The following is a 25,778-nucleotide window of genomic DNA, read 5'->3' as shown; positions in this document are numbered from 1 at the left end:
TCTTCTACCTAGCAGTGTTCAAGCATCAACCGCTTTTTGGGTCGACTTGAAGACACGAATTTTCTTACCTTCTTCTACTTTGAAACCAACGCGGTCAGCCTTGTTGGTTTCGCCATTGAAGATGGCTACGTTAGAAGCGTGCAGTGGCGCTTCTTTCTCGACGATACCGCCTTGTACGCCCGACATCGGGTTAGGCTTGGTATGACGCTTGACCAGGTTCAGACCACCAACAACCAGACGGTTGTCAGCAAGAACCTTCAGCACCTTACCGCGCTTACCTTTGTCTTTGCCGGCGATCACGATGATCTCGTCGTCACGACGAATCTTTTGCATGTCGGATCTCCTTACAGCACTTCTGGGGCGAGCGAGACGATCTTCATGAACTTCTCAGTACGAAGTTCACGGGTCACTGGCCCAAAGATACGGGTGCCGATCGGCTCTTGCTTGTTGTTCAGAAGAACAGCAGCGTTGCCATCAAAGCGGATAATGGAGCCATCAGCACGACGTACGCCGTGACGAGTGCGGACTACAACAGCAGTCATCACTTGGCCTTTTTTCACTTTACCGCGAGGAATTGCTTCCTTCACGGTAACTTTGATGATGTCACCGATACCAGCGTAACGACGATGGGAGCCACCCAGCACCTTGATGCACATAACGCGGCGTGCGCCGCTGTTATCGGCCACATCGAGCATGGATTGAGTCTGAATCATATAATTTCTCCGACCCCTAGTCCTTAGACTTCCACAGCGCGTTCGAGAACATCAACCAGCGCCCAAGACTTGGTCTTGGCCATCGGACGAGTTTCACGAATAGTGACTTTGTCGCCGATGTGGCACTGATTGGTTTCGTCGTGCGCGTGCAGCTTAGTCGAACGCTTAACGTATTTACCGTAGATCGGGTGCTTAACGCGACGCTCGATCAGAACGGTGATGGTTTTGTCCATCTTGTCGCTGACAACACGGCCAGTCAGCGTACGGACAGTTTTTTCGGCTTCAGCCATGATCACTTACCTGCCTGCTGGTTGAGCACAGTCTTCACGCGAGCGATGTCACGTTTAACTTGCGAGAGCAGATGAGACTGCCCCAACTGGCCAGTTGCTTTCTGCATACGCAGATTGAACTGGTCGCGCAGCAGGCCGAGCAGTTGCTCGTTCAGCTGCTGTGCGGATTTTTCACGAAGTTCATTCGCTTTCATCACATCACCGTCCGTTTAACAAAGGCGGTGGCGAGCGGCAGCTTTGCAGCAGCCAGGGCAAAAGCCTCACGCGCCAGCTCTTCAGTTACGCCCTCGATTTCATACAGGACTTTACCTGGCTGAATCTGGGCAACCCAGTATTCCACGTTACCCTTACCTTTACCCATCCGAACCTCGAGAGGCTTTTTGGAGATCGGCTTGTCCGGGAATACACGGATCCAGATCTTGCCGCCACGTTTAACGTGACGGGTCAGAGCACGACGCGCTGACTCGATCTGACGAGCGGTGAGACGACCACGAGCTACAGACTTCAGCGCGAACTCGCCGAAGCTGACTTTGCTACCGCGCTGAGCCAGACCACGGTTGTGGCCTGTCATCTGCTTGCGGAACTTCGTACGCTTAGGTTGCAACATTTGGCGTACCCCTTACTTAGCAGCTTTTTTACGAGGCGCTGGTGCTTGTGGTTTCAGTTCTTCTTGGCGACCACCAATTACTTCGCCTTTGAAGATCCAAACCTTTACACCGATCACACCGTAAGTGGTGTGAGCTTCGTAGTTGGCATAGTCGATGTCGGCACGCAGGGTGTGCAGTGGCACACGACCTTCGCGATACCATTCAGTACGTGCGATTTCAGCACCGCCGAGACGACCGCTCACTTGGATTTTGATGCCTTTGGCACCAATGCGCATGGCGTTCTGTACAGCGCGCTTCATAGCGCGACGGAACATTACGCGACGCTCCAGCTGCTGAGCTACGCTCTGCGCAACCAGCATACCGTCGAGCTCCGGCTTACGGATCTCTTCGATATTGATGTGCACAGGCACACCCATTTGCTTGGTCAGGTCCTGACGCAGTTTCTCAACATCTTCACCTTTCTTCCCGATAACGATACCTGGACGAGCGGTGTGGATGGTGATACGTGCAGTTTGCGCCGGACGATGGATATCGATACGGCTTACGGACGCGCTTTTTAGTTTGTCTTGGAGATACTCACGCACCTTCAGATCAGCGAACAAATAGTCCGCATAAGTCCGACCGTCTGCGTACCAGACGGAGGTGTGCTCCTTGACGATTCCCAGGCGAATGCCAATGGGATGTACTTTCTGACCCATCTCTTCGACTCCGTTACTTGTCAGCAACCTTGACAGTGATATGGCAAGACCGCTTGACGATGCGATCAGCACGGCCTTTGGCACGTGGCATGATGCGCTTCAGCGAACGCCCTTCGTTGACGAAAACGGTGCTGACCTTCAGGTCATCAACGTCTGCGCCTTCGTTATGCTCGGCGTTGGCTACGGCCGACTCCAGCACTTTCTTCATGATCTCGGCGGCTTTCTTACTGCTGAAAGCCAACAAGTTGAGCGCTTCGCCCACCTTCTTCCCGCGAATCTGGTCGGCGACCAAGCGGGCTTTCTGGGCGGAGATTCGAGCGCCCGACAACTTAGCGGCTACTTCCATTTCCTAACCCCTTAACGCTTGGCTTTCTTGTCTGCCACGTGCCCACGATAAGTGCGGGTACCGGCAAACTCGCCCAGTTTGTGGCCGACCATGTCTTCGTTAACGAGAACTGGGACGTGTTGACGACCGTTGTGTACTGCGATGGTCAGACCGACCATTTGTGGCAGGATCATCGAACGACGCGACCAAGTCTTAATTGGTTTGCGATCGTTCTTTTCCGCCGCCACTTCGATCTTCTTCAGTAGGTGAAGATCAATAAAAGGACCTTTTTTCAGAGAACGTGGCACTGTCGTATCCCTCTATTTACTTGCGACGACGGACGATCATTTTGTCGGTACGCTTATTACCACGAGTCTTCGCGCCCTTAGTCGGGAAGCCCCATGGCGATACCGGATGACGACCACCAGAGGTACGACCTTCACCACCACCATGTGGGTGGTCAACCGGGTTCATGGCAACACCACGAACGGTTGGGCGAACGCCACGCCAGCGTTTGGCACCAGCTTTACCCAGCGAACGCAGGCTGTGCTCGGAGTTCGAGACTTCGCCCAAGGTCGCACGGCATTCAGCCAGTACTTTACGCATTTCACCGGAACGCAGACGCAGGGTCACGTACACACCTTCACGAGCGATCAGCTGAGCCGAAGCACCAGCGGAACGAGCGATCTGTGCGCCTTTACCTGGCTTCAATTCGATGCCGTGTACGGTGCTACCAACTGGAATGCTGCGCAGTTGCAACTGGTTGCCCGGCTTGATCGGAGCCAAAGCACCCGAAATCAGCTGGTCGCCAGCGCTCACGCCTTTAGGGGCGATGATGTAACGGCGTTCGCCGTCTGCGTACAACATAAGAGCAATGTGAGCAGTACGGTTTGGATCGTATTCAATGCGCTCAACAGTGGCTGGAATGCCATCTTTGTCGTTGCGACGGAAATCGACCATACGATAATGCTGTTTGTGGCCACCACCGATGTGACGAGTGGTAATGCGACCATTGTTGTTACGACCACCAGTCTTCGATTTTTTCTCGAGCAGCGGTGCGTGAGGAGCGCCTTTATGCAGCTCCTGGTTGACCACCTTGACCACAAAACGGCGGCCAGGGGAAGTCGGTTTGCATTTAACGATTGCCATGATGCACCCCTTCCTTACTCAGCACTGCTGCTGAAATCGAGATCTTGGCCTGGCTGAAGGGAGATAACTGCCTTCTTCCAGTCATTACGCTTGCCCAGACCGCGAGCTGTGCGCTTGCTTTTACCCAGAACGTTCAGGGTAGTAACACGCTCAACTTTCACGCTGAACAGGCTTTCGACGGCCTTCTTGATTTCCAGCTTGGTTGCGTCAGTTGCAACCTTGAAAACGAACTGGCCTTTCTTGTCAGCCAGAACCGTAGCCTTCTCGGAAACGTGCGGGCCAAGCAGAACTTTAAATACGCGTTCCTGGTTCATCCCAGCAGCTCCTCGAATTTCTTCACGGCCGACACGGTGATCAACACCTTGTCGTATGCGATCAGACTAACTGGATCGGAACCTTGCACGTCACGAACATCAACGTGTGGCAGGTTGCGAGCAGCCAGGTACAGGTTCTGATCAACAGCGTCGGACACGATCAGAACGTCGGTCAGACTCATGCTGTTCAGTTTGCCCAGCAGGTCTTTGGTTTTCGGCGATTCAACGGCGAAATCCTGAACCACGACCAGACGATCAGTACGCACCAGCTCAGCAAGGATGGAACGCATTGCTGCGCGATACATCTTCTTGTTCAGCTTCTGGGAGTGATCCTGTGGACGAGCTGCGAAAGTGGTACCGCCGCCGCGCCAGATTGGGCTACGGATAGTACCGGCACGAGCACGGCCAGTACCTTTCTGACGCCAAGGGCGCTTACCGCCACCACGAACGTCGGAACGGGTCTTTTGCTGCTTGCTACCCTGACGGCCGCCGGCCATGTAGGCCACGACTGCTTGGTGAACCAGCGTCTCATTGAACTCGCCGCCAAACGTCAGTTCGGAAACTTCGATCGCTTGAGCGTCATTTACATTTAATTGCATGTCAGCTTCCCCTTAACCGCGAGCCTTGGCTGCCGGACGTACAACCAGGTTGCCGCCAGTAGCGCCAGGAACAGCACCCTTGACCAACAACAGATTGCGTTCAGCGTCCACGCGCACTACTTCCAGGGACTGCACGGTCACGCGCTCAGCGCCCATATGACCGGACATTTTTTTGCCCTTGAATACACGACCAGGAGTCTGGCACTGGCCGATAGAGCCCGGGACGCGGTGGGACACGGAGTTACCGTGGGTATTATCTTGCCCGCGGAAGTTCCAACGCTTGATCGTACCCTGGAAGCCTTTACCTTTGGACTGACCGGTTACATCAACCAGTTGACCAGCAGCGAAGATTTCAGCGTTGATCAGATCGCCAGCCTGGTACTCACCTTCTTCAAGGCGGAACTCCATGACAGTACGACCAGCGGCAACGTTCGCCTTAGCGAAGTGGCCAGCCTGAGCAGCTGTTACACGGGAAGCGCGACGCTCGCCGACAGTGACTTGCACTGCACGATAGCCATCGGTCTCTTCAGTTTTGAACTGGGTGACGCGATTCGGCTCGATCTCAATGACCGTAACCGGAATGGAGACACCTTCTTCGGTGAAAATACGGGTCATACCGCATTTACGACCGACTACACCAATAGTCATGTTGTAAACCTCATGAGTGTACGGGGCTTTCACCCGCTATGGCCGCCCATTTCAGAGCGTTACACGACTAAGACCGAGTCTTAGCCGAGGCTGATCTGCACTTCCACACCGGCCGCAAGATCAAGCTTCATAAGCGCATCAACGGTTTTATCCGTTGGCTGGACGATGTCCAGAACGCGCTTATGAGTACGGATCTCGTACTGGTCACGCGCGTCTTTGTTGACGTGCGGGGAGACCAGAACGGTGAACCGCTCTTTACGGGTAGGCAGTGGAATTGGACCACGCACTTGAGCACCAGTACGTTTCGCGGTTTCCACGATTTCCTGGGTGGATTGGTCGATCAGGCGATGGTCAAAGGCCTTCAACCTGATACGGATTTGCTGATTTTGCATTGGATTTCAGACTCCGGCTGCTATTCCCACCGAGCGCAATACGCCCGTTAAAAGGAGGCGCAATTCTATAGACGCCCCGAATAGGTGTCAACCCAATAAAAAAAGCCCCCGCTAAGCGGAGGCTTTTTTCAACTCATCATTACTAACTCAAAAAGAGTTAGGCGATGATTTTGGCTACGACGCCAGCGCCGACGGTACGACCGCCTTCACGGATAGCAAAACGCAGACCGTCTTCCATCGCGATGGTCTTGATCAGGGTGACAACCATTTTGATGTTGTCGCCTGGCATTACCATTTCAACGCCTTCCGGCAGTTCGCAGTTACCGGTCACGTCAGTGGTCCGGAAGTAGAACTGTGGACGGTAGCCTTTGAAGAACGGAGTGTGACGACCGCCTTCTTCTTTGCTCAACACGTACACTTCAGCTTCGAAGGTAGTGTGCGGCTTAACCGAACCTGGCTTGACCAGAACCTGGCCACGCTCTACGTCGTCACGCTTGGTGCCGCGCAGCAGCACGCCGCAGTTCTCGCCAGCACGACCTTCGTCGAGCAGCTTACGGAACATTTCAACACCGGTGCAGGTGGTGACGGTAGTGTCACGCAGACCAACGATTTCCAGTGGATCCTGAACCTTGACGATACCGCGCTCGATACGGCCAGTTACAACAGTACCGCGACCGGAGATCGAGAATACGTCTTCGATTGGCATCAGGAACGGCTTGTCGATAACACGAACTGGATCTGGAATGTAGCTGTCCAGAGTCTCAACCAGTTTACGAACGGCAGTGGTGCCCATTTCGTTGTCGTCTTTGCCTTCCAGAGCCATACGAGCCGAACCGATGATGATCGGAGTGTCGTCGCCTGGGAAGTCATAGGTGGACAGCAGGTCGCGAACTTCCATCTCAACCAGTTCCAGCAGCTCAGCGTCGTCCACCAGGTCAGCCTTGTTCAGGAAGACCACGATGTACGGAACGCCAACCTGGCGGGACAGCAGGATGTGCTCACGGGTTTGTGGCATCGGACCATCAGCGGCCGAGCAAACCAGGATTGCGCCGTCCATTTGAGCAGCACCGGTGATCATGTTCTTCACATAGTCAGCGTGACCTGGGCAGTCAACGTGAGCGTAGTGACGGATCAGCGAGTTGTATTCAACGTGCGCGGTGTTGATGGTGATACCACGAGCTTTCTCTTCTGGTGCGCTGTCGATCTTGTCGAAGTCAACGATTGCCGAACCGAAAACTTCGGAGCAAACGCGAGTCAGAGCAGCAGTCAGAGTGGTTTTACCGTGGTCAACGTGACCGATGGTGCCAACGTTGACGTGCGGTAGGGAACGATCAAATTTTTCTTTAGCCACGACAATTAACTCCTAGCCTAAAGGGGCTGAATCAGCCTTGTTTTTTGGTAACAGACTCGACGATGTGCGACGGGGCTGTATCGTATTTTTTGAATTCCATAGAGTAGCTTGCGCGACCCTGAGACATGGAACGAACGTCGGTCGCGTAACCGAACATTTCACCCAGCGGAACTTCCGCGCGGATTACTTTGCCGGAGACCGTGTCTTCCATACCCTGGATCATGCCGCGACGACGGTTAAGGTCGCCCATCACATCACCCATATAGTCTTCAGGCGTAACAACCTCTACCGCCATGATCGGCTCGAGCAACTCACCACCACCCTTCTGGGCCAGTTGCTTGGTCGCCATGGAAGCAGCCACTTTAAACGCCATCTCGTTGGAGTCGACGTCGTGGTAAGAACCATCGAACACGGTAGCCTTCAGGCCGATCAGCGGATAGCCGGCAACTACGCCGTTCTTCATCTGCTCTTCGATACCCTTCTGGATAGCCGGGATGTATTCCTTAGGAACCACACCACCTACTACTTCGTTCACGAATTGCAGACCTTCCTGACCTTCGTCAGCAGGAGCAAAACGGATCCAGCAGTGACCGAACTGGCCACGACCGCCGGACTGACGAACGAACTTGCCTTCGATTTCGCAGTTCTTCGTGATGCGCTCACGATAGGAAACCTGAGGCTTGCCGATGTTGGCTTCGACGTTGAACTCACGGCGCATCCGGTCAACCAGGATGTCCAGGTGCAGCTCGCCCATGCCGGAGATGATCGTTTGACCAGTCTCTTCATCAGTTTTAACGCGGAAAGATGGATCTTCCTGAGCAAGCTTGCCCAGAGCGATACCCATTTTCTCCTGGTCATCCTTGGTCTTCGGCTCTACGGCAACCGAAATAACCGGCTCCGGGAAGTCCATACGAACGAGGATGATTGGCTTGTCAGCGTTGCACAAGGTTTCACCAGTGGTGACGTCCTTCATGCCGATCAGGGCCGCGATGTCGCCAGCGCGTACTTCCTTGATCTCTTCACGGGCGTTTGCGTGCATTTGCACCATACGACCCACGCGCTCTTTCTTGCCTTTAACCGAGTTGATCACGCCGTCGCCGGAGTTCAACACGCCCGAGTAAACACGGACGAAGGTCAAAGTACCCACGAATGGGTCGGTAGCGATCTTGAACGCCAGAGCCGAGAACGGCTCCGCATCGTCTGCATGACGCTCCAGCTCGATTTCCTCGTTATCAGGGTCAGTACCCTTGATAGCAGGAATGTCGGTTGGCGCAGGCAGGTAGTCGATAACGGCGTCGAGAACCAGGGGAACACCCTTGTTCTTGAAGGAAGAACCGCAAACAGCCAGGACGATTTCGCCAGCGATAGTACGCTGACGCAGAGCGGCCTTGATTTCCTCGATGGTGAGTTCTTCACCTTCAAGGTACTTGTTCATCAGGTCTTCATTGGCTTCGGCAGCAGCCTGAACCATGTTGTCGCGCCATTCGGCAGCCAATTCCTGCATATCTTCAGGAACAGGCTTACGAACAGGAACCATACCCTTGTCGGAATCGTTCCAGTACACAGCTTCCATGTTGATCAGATCGATCTGACCCTGGAAGTTGTCTTCTGCACCGATAGCCAGCTGGATTGGCACTGGCGTGTGGCCCAGACGCTTTTTGATCTGTTCGATCACGCGCAGGAAGTTCGCGCCAGCACGGTCCATCTTGTTTACGTAAACAAGACGTGGAACGCCGTATTTGTTGGCTTGACGCCATACGGTTTCCGACTGAGGCTCAACACCCGAAGTACCGCAGAACACAACGACCGCGCCGTCGAGTACGCGCAGGGAACGCTCAACTTCAATAGTGAAGTCTACGTGGCCCGGGGTATCGATTACGTTGAAGCGATGCTCGTCTTTGTACTGCTTGGCAGAACCTTTCCAGAAGGCGGTAATGGCAGCAGAAGTAATGGTAATACCACGCTCCTGCTCCTGAACCATCCAGTCTGTGGTCGCGGCGCCGTCATGCACCTCGCCCATTTTGTGACTTTTGCCGGTGTAAAAAAGGACGCGCTCGGTGGTGGTGGTTTTACCAGCATCCACGTGAGCGACGATACCGATGTTACGGTAGCGACTAATCGGAGTAGTACGAGCCATAAAGCCCTCGCAAAATTAGTGAAGCTAAAATTAGAAGCGGTAGTGCGAGAAAGCTTTGTTGGCTTCTGCCATACGGTGCACGTCTTCACGCTTCTTAACAGCAGCACCTTTACCTTCAGCAGCATCCAGCAGCTCGCCAGCCAAGCGCAGAGCCATAGACTTCTCGCCACGCTTACGTGCGAAGTCTACCAACCAGCGCATTGCCAGAGCGTTACGACGGGACGGACGAACTTCGACCGGAACCTGGTAAGTAGCACCACCAACGCGGCGCGACTTCACTTCGACCAGCGGAGCGATGGCGTCGAGTGCTTTCTCGAAGAGTTCCAGGGGATCGGAGCCGACCTTACGGGCCGCAACGGTTTCCAGGGCACCATAAACGATACGCTCGGCAACGGCTTTCTTGCCGCTTTCCATAACGTGGTTCATGAATTTGGCGAGGATCTGGCTTCCGTATTTCGGATCGTCCAGAATCTCACGCTTTGCTGCTACGCGACGTCTTGGCATGATAAGCCCTCAAGCGGTCTTCAGGTTAGCTCGGGACAGATCCAGTGGATGCGTGCCCGACCTTACTCTTATCGACTCAATAAAATAGAAATCTGCAAAACGGCCGATTACTTCGGACGCTTGGTACCGTACTTCGAACGACCTTGGTTACGACCTTTGACGCCGGAAGTATCCAGGGAGCCGCGAACGGTGTGGTAACGAACACCTGGCAAGTCTTTTACACGACCGCCGCGGATCAGTACCACGCTGTGCTCTTGCAGGTTGTGGCCTTCACCGCCGATGTACGAGGAAACCTCGAAACCGTTGGTCAGACGCACACGGCATACTTTACGCAGTGCCGAGTTAGGTTTTTTCGGCGTGGTGGTGTACACACGGGTGCACACGCCACGACGTTGCGGGCAGTTCTGCAGCGCAGGCACGTCGGATTTCTCGACGATACGCTTACGCGGCTGACGTACCAGCTGGTTGATAGTTGCCATCTACTAGCTCCACTGTTGTCTTGCGACGCTATTGTCTTGCAAGAAAAGCAAAATGGCAGGAACGAATTCCCGCCAAATTTAGGGGTACAAGAGTCTAAAGAGGATCTTGGCCCCAGTCAAGGCAAGGCCCCGACCTCACCACTCATCGAACCTCGACAAATTGTCTCGATTCGATGAACGGTGCGATCAGGGCCTTACGCTCATTTATCGCAGAACTCAGTTACCGCTCGAGTTCAGCGCTTCGGTCAGTGCAGCTTCCACTTCACTGGCGCTTACGCGCAACGGCTTGTCTGCTTCACGGCGACGCTTGCGCTCGCTGTGATATGCCAAACCGGTACCAGCCGGGATCAGACGACCCACGACCACGTTTTCTTTCAGGCCGCGCAAGTAGTCGCGCTTGCCGGTGACTGCCGCTTCGGTCAGTACTCGAGTGGTTTCCTGGAAGGAAGCCGCCGAGATGAACGATTCGGTGGACAACGACGCCTTGGTGATACCCAGCAGTACACGAGTGAACTTGGAAACGAATTTCTCGTCGCCCGCCAGACGCTCGTTCTCTACCAGTACGTGAGTCAATTCCATCTGGTCGCCCTTGATGAAAGTGGAATCGCCGGATTCAGCGATTTCAACTTTACGCAGCATCTGACGCAGGATGGTCTCGATGTGCTTATCGTTGATCTTCACGCCCTGCAGACGATAAACGTCTTGGATCTCGTTAACGATGTACTTGGCCAGCGCACTCACACCCAGCAGACGCAGGATGTCGTGTGGATCGCTCGGGCCGTCGGAGATAACTTCGCCGCGGTTTACCTGTTCGCCTTCGAACACGTTCAGGTGACGCCACTTCGGAATCAGCTCTTCGTACGGATCGCTACCGTCGTTCGGGGTAATGACCAGACGGCGCTTGCCTTTGGTCTCTTTACCGAACGCGATGGTGCCGCTGACTTCAGCCAGAATCGACGCTTCTTTCGGACGACGTGCTTCGAACAAGTCGGCAACACGCGGCAGACCACCGGTGATGTCTCGAGTTTTCGAGGTCTCTTGCGGGATACGCGCGATAACATCACCGATCGCGATCTTCGCACCATCCGCTACACCGACCAGGGCGTTGGCTGGCAGGAAGTACTGAGCGATTACGTCAGTACCTGGCAGCAACAGATCCTTGCCGTTGTCGTCGACCATCTTCACGGCAGGACGGATGTCTTTACCGGCAGCTGGACGATCTTTGGCGTCGAGTACTTCAATGTTGGTCATACCGGTCAATTCGTCAGTCTGACGCTTGATCGTGATGCCTTCTTCCATGCCCACGTAGGTCACGGTACCTTTCATTTCGGTAACGATTGGGTGAGTGTGCGGATCCCACTTGGCCACGATTGCGCCAGCGTCGACCTTGTCACCTTCTTTAACCGAAATCACAGCACCGTACGGCAGCTTGTAACGCTCGCGCTCACGACCGTAGTCATCAGCGATTGCCAGCTCACCGGAACGGGACACAGCAACCAGGTGGCCATCCACTCGCTCAACGTGTTTCAGGTTGTGCAGACGGACGGTACCGCCATTCTTCACCTGAACGCTGTCGGCTGCGGAGGTCCGGCTTGCCGCACCACCGATGTGGAACGTACGCATCGTCAGCTGGGTACCCGGCTCACCGATGGACTGGGCAGCGATAACGCCGACAGCTTCACCGATGTTCACCTGGTGACCACGAGCCAAGTCACGGCCGTAGCACTTGGCGCAAATGCCGTAGCGGGTTTCGCAGCTGATCGGCGAGCGAACAATCACTTCGTCGATGCTGTTGAGTTCGATGAACTCGACCCACTTCTCGTCTACCAGAGTGCCGGCAGGAACGATGATGTCCTCGGTACCTGGCTTGAATACGTCACGGGCGATTACTCGACCCAGTACGCGTTCACCCAACGGCTCTACAACGTCACCGCCTTCAATGTGCGGAGTCATCAGCAGACCGTGTTCGGTACCGCAATCGATCTCGGTCACGACCAGATCCTGCGCCACGTCTACCAGACGACGAGTCAGGTAACCGGAGTTCGCAGTTTTCAACGCGGTATCCGCCAAACCTTTACGAGCACCGTGAGTCGAGATGAAGTACTGAAGTACGCTCAAACCTTCACGGAAGTTCGCAGTAATCGGCGTTTCGATGATGGAACCGTCCGGCTTGGCCATCAGACCACGCATACCGGCCAGCTGACGAATCTGTGCTGCGGAACCCCGCGCACCCGAGTCAGCCATCATGTACATCGAGTTGAACGACTCTTGGTCGACTTCGACGCCGTGACGGTCGATGACTTTCTCTTTCGAGAGGTTGGCCATCATCGCCTTGGAAACTTCGTCGTTCGCTTTCGACCAAAGGTCGATCACTTTGTTGTACTTCTCGCCCTGGGTTACCAGGCCGGAGGCGTACTGGCTCTCTATCTCTTTCACTTCGTCGGTGGCAGCACCGATGATGCGGGCTTTCTCATCCGGGATAACGAAGTCGTTAACACCGATGGAAACGCCGGAAATGGTCGAATAAGCAAAACCGGTGTACATCAACTGGTCAGCGAAGATCACGGTCTCTTTCAAACCAACCACGCGGTAGCACTGGTTGATCAGCTTGGAGATCGCCTTTTTCTTCATCGGCAGGTTGACGACGTCGTACGACAGACCTTTTGGCACAACTTGATACAGCAACGCACGGCCGACAGTGGTGTCGACGATACGAGTGCCGCTCACGCTGCCACCGTCACGGTCGTTGACGGTTTCGTTGATCCGCACTTTGACCTTGGCGTGCAGTGCGGCTTCGCCGGCACGGAACACACGGTCAACTTCCTGCAGATCCGCGAACACACGACCTTCGCCTTTGGCGTTGATCGCTTCACGAGTCATGTAGTACAGACCCAATACAACGTCCTGCGACGGAACGATGATTGGCTCACCGTTGGCTGGCGACAGAATGTTGTTGGTCGACATCATCAACGCACGCGCTTCGAGCTGGGCTTCCAGCGTCAGCGGTACGTGCACGGCCATTTGGTCGCCGTCGAAGTCGGCGTTGTACGCGGCGCAGACCAGCGGGTGCAGCTGAATAGCCTTACCTTCGATCAGTACCGGTTCAAACGCCTGGATACCCAGACGGTGAAGGGTCGGTGCACGGTTGAGGAGAACCGGGTGTTCACGGATCACTTCAGCGAGAACGTCCCAAACCTCTGGCAGCTCACGCTCGACCATTTTCTTGGCGGCTTTGATGGTAGTCGCGAGACCACGCATTTCCAGCTTGCCGAAAATGAACGGCTTGAACAGCTCGAGAGCCATCTTCTTCGGCAGACCGCACTGATGCAGACGCAGAGTCGGGCCTACGGTAATTACCGAACGACCGGAGTAGTCAACACGCTTACCGAGCAAGTTCTGACGGAAACGACCCTGCTTACCCTTGATCATGTCAGCCAGGGATTTCAGAGGACGCTTGTTCGAACCGGTGATAGCGCGGCCACGACGACCGTTGTCGAGCAGTGCATCGACAGCTTCCTGCAACATACGCTTTTCGTTGCGCACGATGATGTCCGGAGCGGACAGATCAAGCAGGCGCTTCAAGCGGTTGTTACGGTTGATCACTCGACGATACAGATCGTTGAGGTCGGAAGTCGCGAAGCGACCGCCATCCAGCGGGACCAGTGGACGCAGATCTGGCGGCAGAACCGGCAGAACGGTCAGCACCATCCACTCTGGAAGGTTGCCGGAACCCTGGAAGGCTTCCATCAACTTCAGACGCTTGGACAGCTTCTTGATCTTGGTTTCGGAGTTGGTTTGCGGAATTTCTTCGCGCAGACGGCCAATCTCGTGCTCCAGGTCGATAGCGTGCAGCAATTCGCGGACAGCTTCAGCACCCATGCGGGCGTCGAAATCATCACCGAACTCTTCCAGCGCTTCGAAGTACTGCTCGTCGTTCAGCAGCTGACCTTTTTCAAGGGTGGTCATGCCTGGATCGATAACGACATAGCTCTCGAAGTAGAGAACGCGTTCGATATCACGCAGGGTCATGTCCATCAGCAAGCCGATACGCGACGGCAGCGATTTCAGGAACCAGATGTGGGCAACTGGCGAGGCCAGTTCGATGTGCGCCATGCGCTCACGACGAACTTTTGCCAGCGCGACTTCAACGCCGCACTTCTCGCAGATCACACCACGGTGCTTCAAGCGCTTGTACTTACCGCACAGGCACTCGTAATCCTTTACCGGGCCAAAGATCTTGGCGCAGAACAGGCCGTCACGCTCAGGTTTGAACGTACGGTAGTTGATCGTTTCCGGCTTTTTAACTTCGCCGAACGACCAAGAGCGGATCATCTCAGGCGATGCCAATCCAATACGGATGGCGTCGAACTCTTCGACTTGACCCTGGTTTTTCAGCAAATTCAGTAGGTCTTTCAAGGCCTTTCCTCCTGGCGGAGCAGAGAGCGGGCAATCCTGCCCCGCTCTCGATTCGCGTCACGTGTTATTCGGTTTCCAGATCGATATCGATGCCGAGGGAACGAATTTCCTTGATCAACACGTTGAAAGACTCGGGCATGCCCGGCTCCATACGGTGATCGCCATCCACGATGTTTTTGTACATCTTGGTACGGCCGTTCACATCGTCCGACTTCACTGTGAGCATTTCTTGCAGAGTGTAAGCGGCACCGTATGCTTCCAGTGCCCAGACCTCCATCTCCCCGAAACGCTGACCACCGAACTGTGCCTTACCACCCAGCGGCTGCTGGGTAACCAGGCTGTACGAACCGGTAGAACGAGCGTGCATCTTGTCGTCTACCAAGTGGTTCAGCTTCAGCATGTACATGTAGCCAACAGTAACCGGGCGCTCGAACTTGTTGCCGGTACGGCCGTCGGTCAGCTGCATCTGGCCGCTTTCTGGCAGGTCTGCCAGTTTCAGCATGGCCTTGATTTCGCTTTCCTTGGCGCCGTCGAACACTGGGGTGGCCATTGGAACACCGCCACGCAGGTTCTTCGCCAGATCGAGGATTTCCTGATCAGAGAAGCTGTCCAGGTCTTCGTTACGACCGCCGATCTGGTTGTAGATCTCGTCCAGGAAAGTACGCAGTTCAGCGACTTTACGCTGCTCTTCGATCATCCGGTTGATCTTCTCGCCCAGACCTTTAGCCGCGAGGCCAAGGTGGGTTTCAAGGATCTGACCAACGTTCATACGCGAAGGTACGCCCAACGGGTTGAGGACGACGTCGACCGGGGTGCCATTGGCATCGTGCGGCATGTCTTCAACCGGCATGATCACGGAGACCACACCTTTGTTACCGTGACGACCGGCCATCTTGTCGCCCGGCTGGATGCGACGACGGATTGCCAGGTAAACCTTGACGATTTTCAGCACGCCTGGAGCCAGGTCATCGCCCTGCTGCAGTTTGCGCTTCTTGTCTTCGAACTTGTCGTCCAGCAGACGGCGACGATCAACGATGTAGGCCTGAGCCTTCTCGAGCTGCTCGTTCAGAGCATCTTCAGCCATGCGCAGTTTGAACCACTGACCATGCTCAAGACCGTCGAGTACTTCGTCGGTGATGTCCTGACCTTTCTTCAGGCCAGCGCCGCCTTCTGCCTTGTGGCCTACCAGAGCGGAACGCAGACGTTCGAAAGTCGCGCCTTCAACGATACGGAACTCTTCGTTCAGATCCTTGCGGATCTCGTCGAGCTGAGTCTTCTCGATCGACAGCGCACGAGCATCACGCTCAACGCCGTCGCGGGTGAAGACCTGTACGTCGATGACAGTACCTTTGGTACCGGTCGGTACGCGCAGGGAAGTATCTTTAACGTCGCTGGCTTTTTCACCGAAGATTGCACGCAACAGCTTCTCTTCCGGAGTCAGTTGGGTCTCGCCTTTCGGAGTGACCTTACCAACCAGGATGTCGCCCGCGCCAACTTCAGCACCTACATAAACGATACCGGCTTCGTCCAGTTTATTCAGTGCAGCTTCACCGACGTTCGGGATGTCTGCAGTGATCTCTTCAGGCCCAAGCTTGGTGTCACGCGCCACACAGGTCAGTTCCTGAATGTGGATCGTGGTGAAGCGGTCTTCCTGAACCACACGCTCGGACAGGCAGATGGAGTCTTCGAAGTTGAAGCCGTTCCACGCCATGAACGCGATGCGCATGTTCTGACCCAGTGCCAACTCACCCATATCGGTGGACGGACCGTCGGCCATGATGTCGTTACGCTGAACGCGATCACCCTTGCTCACCAGCGGACGCTGGTTGATGCAGGTGTTCTGGTTCGAACGGGTGTATTTGGTCAGGTTGTAGATGTCGACACCAGCTTCACCGGTTTCAACTTCGTCATCAGCAACACGAACCACGATACGGCTGGCGTCAACAGAGTCGATCACGCCGCCACGACGAGCCACGACGCAAACGCCGGAGTCACGAGCTACGTTACGCTCCATGCCGGTACCTACCAGCGGCTTGTCAGCGCGCAGGGTTGGTACAGCTTGACGCTGCATGTTGGAACCCATCAACGCACGGTTGGCGTCATCGTGTTCCAGGAACGGGATCAGCGACGCGGCAACCGAAACTACCTGCTTCGGCGAAACGTCCATCAAGGTGACGTCTTCCGGCGCCTTGACGGTGAACTCGTTCAAGTGACGAACAGCTACCAGCTCGTCGATCAGGACTTTCTTGTCGTTCATCGTGGCCGAAGCCTGAGCGATCACGTGATCAGCTTCTTCGATGGCGGACAGGAATACGATCTCGTCGGTGACCAGAGCGTCTTTCACCACACGGTACGGGCTCTCGAGGAAACCATACTGGTTGGTGCGCGCATAGGCCGCCAGGGAGTTGATCAGACCGATGTTCGGACCTTCCGGCGTTTCAATCGGGCAAACACGACCGTAGTGAGTCGGGTGTACGTCACGGACTTCGAAGCCTGCGCGCTCACGAGTCAGACCGCCAGGGCCGAGTGCGGAGACACGACGCTTGTGGGTGATCTCGGACAGCGGGTTGTTCTGGTCCATGAACTGCGAGAGCTGGCTGGAACCGAAGAACTCTTTCACCGCCGCAGCCACTGGCTTGGCGTTGATCAGGTCTTGCGGCATCAGGCCTTCGCTTTCTGCCATCGACAGACGCTCTTTGACCGCACGCTCAACACGCACCAGGCCAACGCGGAACTGGTTCTCGGCCATTTCGCCTACGCAGCGAACACGACGGTTACCCAGGTGGTCGATGTCATCGACGATGCCTTTACCGTTACGGATGTCGACCAGAGTCTTCAGTACCGCGACGATGTCTTCCTTGCACAGCACGCCCGAACCTTCGATCTCGGTACGACCGATACGACGGTTGAACTTCATCCGGCCGACCGCAGACAGGTCATAACGCTCAGGGCTGAAGAACAGGTTGTTGAACAGGGTCTCGGCAGCGTCTTTGGTTGGCGGCTCGCCTGGACGCATCATGCGATAGATCTCGACCAGCGCTTCCAATTGGTTGCTGGTGGAGTCGATCTTCAGAGTGTCGGAGACGAACGGACCGCAGTCGATGTCGTTGGTATACAGGGTCTCGATGCGAACAACCTGAGCCTTGGCGATTTTCGCCAGGATCTCGGTGTTCAGCTCGGTGTTGCACTCAGCCAGGATTTCGCCAGTGGCCGGGTGAACGATAACCTTGGCGGTTGTGCGACCGAGGACGTAGTCCAGAGGCACTTCCAGCGATTTGATACCGGCTTTCTCGATCTGGTTGATGTGGCGCGCAGTAATACGGCGGCCAGCTTCAACAATCACCTTGCCGTTTTCATCCTGGATATCCAGAACAGCAATCTCGCCACGCAGACGCGAAGCGATCAGCTCCAGCTTGAGGGTCTCGCCACTCAGGCTGAATACGTTGGTGGTGTAGAACGCGTCCAGCACTTCTTCAGTGGTATAGCCGAGCGCGCGCAGCAGTACCGATGCCGGCAGCTTGCGACGACGGTCGATACGCACGAATACGCAGTCTTTCGGGTCGAACTCGAAGTCCAACCACGAACCGCGGTAAGGAATGATGCGCGCGGAGTACAGCAGTTTGCCGGAGCTATGCGTCTTGCCGCGGTCGTGATCGAAGAACACGCCCGGGGAACGGTGCAGCTGGGAAACGATTACACGCTCGGTACCGTTGATTACGAAGGTACCGTTCTCAGTCATCAGGGGAATTTCACCCATGTAGACTTCTTGCTCTTTGATGTCCTTGATCGCTTTGTTCGACGATTCTTTGTCGAAAATGATCAGGCGCACTTTTACCCGCAAAGGTACGGCGTAAGTCACACCGCGCAATACGCATTCTTTGACATCAAATGCCGGTTCGCCCAGGCGATAACCGACGTACTCCAGCGCAGCATTGCCGGAGTAGCTGATGATCGGGAAAACGGATTTGAAGGCCGCATGCAGGCCCACGTCGCGGAACTGATCTTTAGTCGCTCCCGCTTGCAAGAATTCACGATACGAATCCAGCTGGATGGCCAGGAGGTAAGGCACATCCATGACGTCCGGCAACTTGCTAAAGTCCTTGCGGATACGTTTTTTCTCAGTATATGAGTAAGCCATCAGCGTTCCCCAGCTTGGTCACCTGCTTGTTTGGCCCCTCCCGACGGGAGCAGCCAGAAAATCGTGCAAACCCCATGGTTTGCTCCACCGCATCGGGTGGTTACAGCTCGTTATCAGCACCGACCCAGTCGGCTGCCAATAACGGAAAAAGGCCGGTGGCAAGAGCCACCAGCCATCAGCCTTTCGCTTGACGCTCGGGCTGGAGGAGCAAAGTCGATACTTATTTCAGCTCGACTTTAGCGCCTGCTTCTTCCAGCTTCTTCTTGGCGTCTTCAGCAGCTTCTTTCGAAACGCCTTCCAGAACTACCTGAGGAGCGCCGTCTACTTTCTCTTTGGCTTCTTTCAGGCCCAGACCGGTCAGCTCGCGAACTGCTTTAATGGCGTTTACTTTCTTCTCGCCAGCTTCCAGCAGAACAACGTTGAACTCGGTTTGCTCTTCAACAACAGCGGCAGCAGCAGCTGGACCAGCAGAAGCAGCGGCAGCGGATACGCCGAACTTCTCTTCCATTGCCTTGATCAGTTCAACGATTTCCAGAACCGATTTTTCGCCGATTGCGTCGATGATTTGTTCGTTAGTCAGAGACATGACTTATTTCCTGAATTGGGGGACAGCCTGCAGGCCATCGAAATAAACAAAAATACGCGAAAGAGGAAACGCTCAGCCTTAGGCTGCAGCTGCTTCTTTCTGGTCGCGAAGTGCCGCCAGAGTACGAGCCAATTTGCTGGTAGCGCCTTGAATCACGCTCATCAGCTGGGAAATTGCTTCGTCACGGGTCGGCAGGCTTGCCAGCACGTCGATCTGATTAGCTGCGAGGAACTTGCCCTCGAACGCAGCTGCCTTGATCTCGAACTTATCCTGACCTTTGGCAAATTCCTTGAACAAACGGGCAGCAGCGCCTGGGTGTTCGTTGGAGAATGCAATCAAGGTCGGGCCAGTGAACACGTCGTTGAGAACACTGTATTCAGTGTCTGCAACGGCGCGCTTGAGCAGGGTGTTACGTACAACACGTACGTAAACGCCAGCTTCACGAGCCTCTTTACGGAGTCCGGTCATTGCGCCTACTGTTACGCCACGGGCATCAGCCACAACAGCGGACAGAGCGACTTTGGCAGCCTCGTTGACTTCAGCGACGATGGCCTTCTTGTCTTCGAGATAAATTGCCACGGGTTAACTCCTGCTTGTTACCGTTTCATTCGATCGAAACCGAATGTCGTTTTGGTGTCTGATTCGGTAAGGAACCGGGAGCACCATCTGCGTAGGCTTGTGGTTTAAGACTTGCGTCGCCTACGGTCTTGGACAGCCCCCGCCAGGCAGGGACCCCAATCTTTCAATTGGCGCGATTACTCACGCCAATTTTTGTCTTACGCGTCCAGCGAACCCTGGTCGATGACCAGACCCGGGCCCATAGTGGTGCTCAGGGTAACGCGCTTGACATAAATGCCTTTCGAGGAAGCTGGCTTGATACGCTTCAAATCAGCGATCAGGGCTTCAACGTTTTCCTTCAGTTGAACAGCGTCGAAACCGACCTTGCCAACGGAAGTGTGGATGATGCCGTTTTTGTCGGTGCGATAACGAACCTGACCAGCCTTGGCGTTTTTAACCGCGGTAGCTACGTCTGGAGTCACGGTGCCGACTTTCGGGTTAGGCATCAGACCACGTGGACCGAGGATCTGACCCAACTGACCTACAACGCGCATGGCATCCGGGGATGCGATAACTACGTCATAGTTCAGGTCGCCGCCTTTCATTTCGGCAGCCAGGTCGTCCATACCAACACGGTCAGCGCCGGCAGCCAGAGCGGCTTCAGCAGCTGGACCCTGAGTGAACACAGCAACGCGAACGGTCTTGCCAGTGCCGTGTGGCAGCACAGTAGCGCTACGAACAACCTGGTCAGATTTACGCGGGTCTACGCCCAGGTTTACAGCTACGTCGAACGACTCGCTGAACTTGACAGTCGACAGCTCGGCCAACAGAGCGGCAGCGTCTACAAAGTTGTAGGACTTGCCTGCTTCGATTTTGCCGGCGATAGCCTTTTGACGCTTGGTCAGCTTAGCCATTACACACCCTCCACGTTAAGGCCCATGCTACGAGCAGAACCGGCGATAGTACGCACGGCTGCATCCATATCAGCTGCAGTCAGATCCGCGTTTTTGGCTTTCGCGATTTCTTCCAGCTGAGCACGGGTAACAGTGCCAACCTTAACGGTGTTCGGACGAGCGGAACCGCTAGTCAGACCAGCCGCCTTCTTCAGCAGAACCGAAGCAGGGGTGGATTTGGTTTCGAAAGTGAAGCTACGGTCGCTGTAGACAGTGATGATCACTGGAGTCGGCAGACCTGGCTCAATACCCTGAGTACGGGCGTTGAAAGCCTTGCAGAATTCCATGATGTTCACGCCGTGCTGACCCAGTGCAGGACCAACAGGTGGGCTTGGGTTAGCCTGAGCGGCCTTCACTTGCAGCTTGATGTAAGCGGTAATCTTCTTGGCCATGAGGCACTCCAATTACGGGTTCGATCGCCTCGAAAGGCTCCCCGGTTACTTGCGCGTTTATCCCAGTGACGACAAAACCCCACAGCCTAGGGCTGCGGGGTTGGGATGCTTTGTCAGCTAGACCTTTTCGACCTGACTGAACTCCAACTCTACCGGAGTAGAGCGACCGAAAATGAGCACCGCCACTTGGATCCGGCTCTTTTCGTAGTTAACTTCTTCGACAACGCCATTGAAATCAGCAAACGGACCGTCATTGACACGAACAGTCTCACCTGGCTCGAACAACGTCTTCGGCTTCGGCTTGTCGCTACCATCAGCAACACGACGCAGAATCGCTTCCGCTTCTTTATCAGTGATTGGCGCAGGCTTATCGGCAGTACCACCGATGAAACCCATCACCCGAGGAGTATCCTTGACCAAGTGCCAAGTACCCTCATTCATGTCCATCTGAACCAGCACATAGCCTGGAAAGAACTTGCGTTCGCTTTTGCGTTTCTGGCCATTACGCATTTCAACCACTTCTTCAGTGGGAACCAGAATCTCGCCAAAGCCGTCTTCCATGCCAGCCAGCTTTACACGCTCAACCAAAGAGCGCATGACATGCTTCTCGTAACCCGAGTAAGCATGCACAACGTACCAACGCTTAGCCACGGGACACCCTTAGCCAACAATCAAGGAGACAAGCCAGCCGAGCAGGGAATCAAGACCCCACAACAGCAACGCCATAACCAGAACAACAGCCACCACAATGAGAGTGGTCTGCGTGGTTTCTTGGCGAGTTGGCCATACGACTTTACGAATCTCGGTGCGAGCTTCCTTAGCGAGTACAAAGAAAGACTTGCCCTTCGCCGTCTGCAAGCCTACAAAGGCAGCAACAGCAGCAATGGCAAGCAATGCGAGTACACGATACAGGATCGGCGAAGCGGCATAATACTGATTGCCAACCACACCAACAATCACCAAAGCGACTACTACAAGCCACTTGAGCAGATCGAAGCGAGAGCCTTGAGCTTCAGCTTTAGGAGTCATCTATGAAGATCCTGTGAAAAGAAAGCCAGACACACCGAGTGAATCTGGCAGGTCAGGAGGGAATCGAACCCCCAACCTACGGTTTTGGAGACCGTCGCTCTGCCAATTGAGCTACTGACCTAAAACAAAATCAGGCCGACCATTATGCCGGCCCGAAAAATACATTACAACCAATTACTCGATGATCTTTGCCACTACGCCGGCGCCGACTGTACGACCGCCTTCACGGATAGCGAAACGCAGACCGTCTTCCATCGCGATGGTCTTGATCAGGGTGACAACCATTTTGATGTTGTCGCCTGGCATTACCATTTCAACCCCTTCCGGCAGTTCGCAGTTACCGGTCACGTCAGTGGTCCGGAAGTAGAACTGTGGACGGTAGCCTTTGAAGAACGGAGTGTGACGACCGCCCTCTTCTTTGCTCAACACGTACACTTCAGCTTCGAACTTGGTGTGCGGCTTGACCGAACCCGGCTTGACCAGAACCTGGCCACGCTCTACGTCGTCACGCTTGGTGCCGCGCAGCAGCACGCCGCAGTTCTCGCCAGCACGACCTTCGTCGAGCAGCTTACGAAACATTTCAACACCGGTGCAGGTGGTGACAGTAGTGTCACGCAGACCAACGATTTCCAGCGGATCTTGAACCTTGACGATACCACGCTCGATACGACCTGTTACAACAGTACCGCGACCCGAGATCGAGAATACGTCTTCGATTGGCATCAGGAACGGCTTGTCGATAACACGAACCGGATCTGGAATGTAGCTATCCAGAGTCTCAACCAGCTTACGAACGGCAGTGGTGCCCATTTCGTTGTCGTCTTTGCCTTCCAGAGCCATACGAGCCGAACCGATGATGATCGGAGTGTCGTCGCCTGGGAAGTCATAGGTGGACAGCAGGTCGCGAACTTCCATCTCAACCAGCTCCAGCAGCTCAGCGTCGTCTACCAGGTCAGCCTTGTTCAGGAAGACCACGATGTACGGAACGCCAACCTGGCGGGACAGCAGGATGTGCTCACGGGTTTGCGGCATCGGACCATCAGCGGCCGAGCAAACCAGGATCGCGCCATCCATCTGGGCAGCACCGGTGATCATGTTCTTCACATAGTCAGCGTGACCCGGGCAGTCAACGTGAGCGTAGTGACGGATCAGCGAATTGTATTCAACGTGCGCAGTATTAATGGTGATGCCGCGAGCTTTCTCTTCCGGGGCGCTGTCGATCTTGTCGAAATCAACGATTGCCGAACCGAAAACCTCGGAGCAAACGCGAGTCAGAGCAGCAGTCAGAGTGGTTTTACCGTGGTCAACGTGACCAATGGTCCCAACGTTGACGTGCGGTAGGGAACGATCAAACTTTTCCTTAGCCATCGATAACACCCCTAACAGAAGAATTAAGCAAACAACAAAAGCCATTAAAACAAAGGCAGATATTTTCATATCTGCCTTGTTATATGGAGCTCTTGAGCGGATTTGAACCGCTGACCTCACCCTTACCAAGGGTGTGCTCTACCAACTGAGCTACAAGAGCGTAAAACTTTGCACAACCTGCAAACTTGGAGCGGGTAGCGGGAATCGAACCCGCATCATCAGCTTGGAAGGCTGAGGTTCTACCACTAAACTATACCCGCAGAGCTTGCAGCTCACGCTAAATCTGGTGGAGGGAGAAGGATTCGAACCTTCGAAGTCGTAGACGTCAGATTTACAGTCTGATCCCTTTGGCCGCTCGGGAACCCCTCCTAATCAGGCCGGCATTCTATATCATGCCAAACCCTTGTCAAGCATTTTCTCATTTAAAAACCTGAGGTTAGCTGCATTGACATCACTCTGCAGCACCAACCCTTTAGGGTCTTCGCTGTGGAGCGGGCGCCATTCTATGCAAACTATTCAGCAGGTGCAACCCCCTCGCACTGCATTATTTTATGTTTTAACTCATTGAATTCGTTGGAAAGGTTTTTCAGCTGTGCATCACCGAGCAATCGCTGGCTTTCAGGCGCAACGCTCAGCCAGAAACCGGGTTCCGGCAGATCTTTTTGCCCCACTTGAACCTTGACCCCCATTTCGGCCAAACGCACTTCAAGCGCCTGCGCGGATTCCGGACGAGCAAATCCTCCAAGGTAAAAGCACTGCCCTTTTGCCGAGATTGTCTTTTCTTTCTCCCGAGATCCGTCAGTCTCACTCAGCAGCCGGATATCCTGCTGAGAGCCTCGATAAAGACTCAGCGGCGTTACATCCTTCGCACGCAATGGAGCCTCCTGCTGGTGCCAGACGTAATAGAAGACATTGAGAACGAGCAACAGCAAAAACAACCAACGCATAACAACCTCAGAACAAAGTGCACGCCATCGCCAGATCAACGAATACCAAGCCAGGGAACACCTCAGCTTGCGGAACAACATCTGGAACCAACTCCGGATTCCGACCGGGAATCAACACGGAGAGATAATTACCCAAGCTTAAGCTCAGGAATCATCTCGCAACCTCAAGCTGAGCTCACCACCACTAAAAATTTTTTGCACGCCATCGACCTCCAGGCGCAGCGCGCCCTGGTTATCTATGCCTTGCACTACACCATCTATACGAGTAACGCCGGCAATCAGGGAAACCGGCTGGCCTTGCCACAGGTGAGCACTTTCCCATTCATCGCGCAGAGTAGAAAAGCCGCTGGCCTGATGACGCGCTAGATAGACCCCCAACTGTCGACTGAGCTCAGCCACAACATCGTTTCGATCGCACCGCCTGCCCGACTCTAGCAACAACGACGTCCACTGCTGATCGACCTCTTCAGTAGACTGCATGTTCACGTTGATACCCACGCCTAGCACCACGTGACACACGTCTGCCGGATCGCCCACCAACTCTAACAAAATACCCGCAATTTTCTTGGGCCCGACCAGTACATCATTAGGCCATTTCAATCCCAAGCCTTGGACGCCTTGCTCACGGAGCGCCTGCATGACAGCCAGGCCTACGACAAGACTGAGACCCTCGAGCTGACGCATGCCGCCGTCAATCCGCAAGACAAGACTGTAATAGATGTTTTCGGCAAAAGGACTGACCCATTTTCGCCCTCGCCTCCCGCGCCCGAAGACCTGACGCTCAGCCAAAACAAGAAAAGGCGCAGGCTGCCCCTGATCAACTGCCCGCAGAGCTTCAGCGTTGGTCGAGTCGACCGAGTCGAGGACAGTAATAGGCCAATCTGGCGCCCCCCTGCCCATTTGAACAGAATCAAGTAGCGCCAGGGGCGAAGCCAACTGATAGCCCCGACCACGAACCTTATGAATTGACAGCCCGAGCTCAGCCTCCATGTGCTGGAGCTGCTTCCAAACCGCACTTCGACTGATGCCCAAAGCAGCACCTAAAGTCTCGCCAGAATGAAATCGACCATCTTTGAGAAGATTCAACAACGTCAACATGCAGATCTCGCCTCAAAATTAGGCCCGAATAATAGCCAAGCACTGGACCGTTGCATAGAAATCAAGCAGAGCGTTTTTTTGCGGGC

The 25,778-nt window shown here is 54.8% G+C and carries 28 protein-coding genes and 4 tRNA genes; all 32 read right to left on the bottom strand.

The genetic code is table 11. The features are described 5' to 3' along the window. Positions 1 to 18: 18 nt before the first annotated feature. Positions 19 to 333, bottom strand: a complete 315-nt coding sequence (rplX, locus tag ACOI8A_RS12165) for a 50S ribosomal protein L24 (protein WP_042561341.1) — start codon at positions 331 to 333, stop codon at positions 19 to 21. Positions 334 to 344: 11 nt separating this feature from the next. After that, on the bottom strand, positions 345 to 713 hold the full coding sequence (gene rplN, locus ACOI8A_RS12160) for a 50S ribosomal protein L14 (RefSeq protein ID WP_002555479.1): 369 nt from the start codon (positions 711 to 713) through the stop codon (positions 345 to 347). Positions 714 to 736: 23 nt separating this feature from the next. Further along, positions 737 to 1,003: a 30S ribosomal protein S17 gene (rpsQ, locus tag ACOI8A_RS12155; RefSeq protein ID WP_003194644.1), complete on the bottom strand. Its 267-nt coding sequence runs from the start codon at positions 1,001 to 1,003 to the stop codon at positions 737 to 739. Between the two features lie 2 nt (positions 1,004 to 1,005). Then, positions 1,006 to 1,197, bottom strand: coding sequence for a 50S ribosomal protein L29 (gene rpmC / locus ACOI8A_RS12150; protein ID WP_002555481.1), 192 nt, complete (start codon positions 1,195 to 1,197; stop codon positions 1,006 to 1,008). Continuing rightward, complete coding sequence (gene rplP, locus ACOI8A_RS12145) at positions 1,197 to 1,610, bottom strand: 50S ribosomal protein L16 (protein WP_003232424.1); 414 nt, start codon at positions 1,608 to 1,610, stop codon at positions 1,197 to 1,199. Before rplP ends, rpmC begins: the two co-directional genes overlap by 1 nt. Positions 1,611 to 1,622: 12 nt before the next feature. Beyond that, positions 1,623 to 2,309 carry a 30S ribosomal protein S3 gene (gene rpsC, locus ACOI8A_RS12140; RefSeq protein ID WP_003176422.1) on the bottom strand — a complete coding sequence of 229 codons (687 nt, stop codon included), beginning with the start codon at positions 2,307 to 2,309 and terminating at the stop codon, positions 1,623 to 1,625. A 13-nt stretch (positions 2,310 to 2,322) separates the two neighbouring features. Further along, entirely contained in the window at positions 2,323 to 2,655 is a 333-nt protein-coding gene (rplV, locus tag ACOI8A_RS12135; protein ID WP_003103908.1) for a 50S ribosomal protein L22, read from the bottom strand. Positions 2,656 to 2,666: 11 nt separating this feature from the next. Continuing rightward, the gene (rpsS, locus tag ACOI8A_RS12130; protein ID WP_003228731.1) at positions 2,667 to 2,942 is read right to left on the bottom strand and encodes a 30S ribosomal protein S19; all 276 of its coding nucleotides are present in this window, start codon (positions 2,940 to 2,942) and stop codon (positions 2,667 to 2,669) included. A gap of 16 nt (positions 2,943 to 2,958) precedes the next feature. After that, entirely contained in the window at positions 2,959 to 3,783 is an 825-nt protein-coding gene (rplB, locus tag ACOI8A_RS12125) for a 50S ribosomal protein L2 (protein ID WP_042561342.1), read from the bottom strand. Positions 3,784 to 3,797: 14 nt separating this feature from the next. Further along, entirely contained in the window at positions 3,798 to 4,097 is a 300-nt protein-coding gene (rplW, locus tag ACOI8A_RS12120) for a 50S ribosomal protein L23 (RefSeq protein WP_002555488.1), read from the bottom strand. Next, on the bottom strand, positions 4,094 to 4,696 hold the full coding sequence (gene rplD / locus ACOI8A_RS12115; protein ID WP_420648607.1) for a 50S ribosomal protein L4: 603 nt from the start codon (positions 4,694 to 4,696) through the stop codon (positions 4,094 to 4,096). The genes rplW and rplD overlap by 4 nt, the downstream gene beginning before the upstream one ends. Positions 4,697 to 4,708: 12 nt before the next feature. After that, positions 4,709 to 5,344, bottom strand: a complete 636-nt coding sequence (rplC, locus tag ACOI8A_RS12110; RefSeq protein ID WP_003186059.1) for a 50S ribosomal protein L3 — start codon at positions 5,342 to 5,344, stop codon at positions 4,709 to 4,711. 80 nt (positions 5,345 to 5,424) lie between these two features. Beyond that, positions 5,425 to 5,736: a 30S ribosomal protein S10 gene (gene rpsJ / locus ACOI8A_RS12105; protein WP_003186070.1), complete on the bottom strand. Its 312-nt coding sequence runs from the start codon at positions 5,734 to 5,736 to the stop codon at positions 5,425 to 5,427. A gap of 157 nt (positions 5,737 to 5,893) precedes the next feature. After that, positions 5,894 to 7,087 carry an elongation factor Tu gene (gene tuf, locus ACOI8A_RS12100; RefSeq protein ID WP_420648608.1) on the bottom strand — a complete coding sequence of 398 codons (1,194 nt, stop codon included), beginning with the start codon at positions 7,085 to 7,087 and terminating at the stop codon, positions 5,894 to 5,896. Between the two features lie 31 nt (positions 7,088 to 7,118). Then, entirely contained in the window at positions 7,119 to 9,224 is a 2,106-nt protein-coding gene (fusA, locus tag ACOI8A_RS12095; protein WP_420648609.1) for an elongation factor G, read from the bottom strand. 30 nt (positions 9,225 to 9,254) lie between these two features. Then, positions 9,255 to 9,728 (bottom strand): 30S ribosomal protein S7, encoded by a 474-nt coding sequence (gene rpsG, locus ACOI8A_RS12090; protein WP_420648610.1) that lies wholly within the window; start codon positions 9,726 to 9,728, stop codon positions 9,255 to 9,257. Between the two features lie 107 nt (positions 9,729 to 9,835). After that, on the bottom strand, positions 9,836 to 10,207 hold the full coding sequence (gene rpsL / locus ACOI8A_RS12085; protein ID WP_003186084.1) for a 30S ribosomal protein S12: 372 nt from the start codon (positions 10,205 to 10,207) through the stop codon (positions 9,836 to 9,838). Positions 10,208 to 10,423: 216 nt separating this feature from the next. Continuing rightward, the gene (gene rpoC / locus ACOI8A_RS12080; RefSeq protein ID WP_420648611.1) at positions 10,424 to 14,623 is read right to left on the bottom strand and encodes a DNA-directed RNA polymerase subunit beta'; all 4,200 of its coding nucleotides are present in this window, start codon (positions 14,621 to 14,623) and stop codon (positions 10,424 to 10,426) included. A gap of 64 nt (positions 14,624 to 14,687) precedes the next feature. Next, the gene (rpoB, locus tag ACOI8A_RS12075) at positions 14,688 to 18,761 is read right to left on the bottom strand and encodes a DNA-directed RNA polymerase subunit beta (protein ID WP_420648612.1); all 4,074 of its coding nucleotides are present in this window, start codon (positions 18,759 to 18,761) and stop codon (positions 14,688 to 14,690) included. Between the two features lie 220 nt (positions 18,762 to 18,981). Then, entirely contained in the window at positions 18,982 to 19,347 is a 366-nt protein-coding gene (gene rplL / locus ACOI8A_RS12070; protein WP_042561347.1) for a 50S ribosomal protein L7/L12, read from the bottom strand. Between the two features lie 78 nt (positions 19,348 to 19,425). Next, positions 19,426 to 19,926 carry a 50S ribosomal protein L10 gene (gene rplJ, locus ACOI8A_RS12065; RefSeq protein ID WP_420648613.1) on the bottom strand — a complete coding sequence of 167 codons (501 nt, stop codon included), beginning with the start codon at positions 19,924 to 19,926 and terminating at the stop codon, positions 19,426 to 19,428. A 197-nt stretch (positions 19,927 to 20,123) separates the two neighbouring features. Continuing rightward, on the bottom strand, positions 20,124 to 20,819 hold the full coding sequence (rplA, locus tag ACOI8A_RS12060; RefSeq protein WP_420648614.1) for a 50S ribosomal protein L1: 696 nt from the start codon (positions 20,817 to 20,819) through the stop codon (positions 20,124 to 20,126). Next, positions 20,819 to 21,250: a 50S ribosomal protein L11 gene (gene rplK, locus ACOI8A_RS12055; protein WP_037017696.1), complete on the bottom strand. Its 432-nt coding sequence runs from the start codon at positions 21,248 to 21,250 to the stop codon at positions 20,819 to 20,821. Before rplK ends, rplA begins: the two co-directional genes overlap by 1 nt. A 117-nt stretch (positions 21,251 to 21,367) precedes the next feature. After that, on the bottom strand, positions 21,368 to 21,901 hold the full coding sequence (gene nusG, locus ACOI8A_RS12050) for a transcription termination/antitermination protein NusG (protein WP_007916492.1): 534 nt from the start codon (positions 21,899 to 21,901) through the stop codon (positions 21,368 to 21,370). 9 nt (positions 21,902 to 21,910) lie between these two features. Further along, positions 21,911 to 22,279, bottom strand: a complete 369-nt coding sequence (gene secE, locus ACOI8A_RS12045; protein WP_420648615.1) for a preprotein translocase subunit SecE — start codon at positions 22,277 to 22,279, stop codon at positions 21,911 to 21,913. A 45-nt stretch (positions 22,280 to 22,324) separates the two neighbouring features. After that, positions 22,325 to 22,400 (bottom strand) — tRNA-Trp (locus ACOI8A_RS12040). A gap of 53 nt (positions 22,401 to 22,453) precedes the next feature. Next, positions 22,454 to 23,647 carry an elongation factor Tu gene (gene tuf / locus ACOI8A_RS12035; RefSeq protein ID WP_420648616.1) on the bottom strand — a complete coding sequence of 398 codons (1,194 nt, stop codon included), beginning with the start codon at positions 23,645 to 23,647 and terminating at the stop codon, positions 22,454 to 22,456. An 84-nt stretch (positions 23,648 to 23,731) separates the two neighbouring features. After that, positions 23,732 to 23,807: transfer RNA gene (locus ACOI8A_RS12030), tRNA-Thr, on the bottom strand. A 26-nt stretch (positions 23,808 to 23,833) separates the two neighbouring features. Continuing rightward, positions 23,834 to 23,907, bottom strand: a tRNA-Gly gene (locus tag ACOI8A_RS12025). A 24-nt stretch (positions 23,908 to 23,931) separates the two neighbouring features. Continuing rightward, positions 23,932 to 24,016: transfer RNA gene (locus ACOI8A_RS12020), tRNA-Tyr, on the bottom strand. Between the two features lie 143 nt (positions 24,017 to 24,159). Beyond that, entirely contained in the window at positions 24,160 to 24,594 is a 435-nt protein-coding gene (locus ACOI8A_RS12015; protein WP_420648617.1) for a hypothetical protein, read from the bottom strand. Between the two features lie 144 nt (positions 24,595 to 24,738). Further along, entirely contained in the window at positions 24,739 to 25,692 is a 954-nt protein-coding gene (gene birA, locus ACOI8A_RS12010; protein WP_420648618.1) for a bifunctional biotin--[acetyl-CoA-carboxylase] ligase/biotin operon repressor BirA, read from the bottom strand. Positions 25,693 to 25,778 lie beyond the last annotated feature (86 nt).

Source organism: Pseudomonas sp. P4795, from assembly GCF_048822895.1.
Taxonomy (GTDB): domain Bacteria; phylum Pseudomonadota; class Gammaproteobacteria; order Pseudomonadales; family Pseudomonadaceae; genus Aquipseudomonas.
This window is presented reverse-complemented; position numbering and strand designations above follow the sequence as displayed.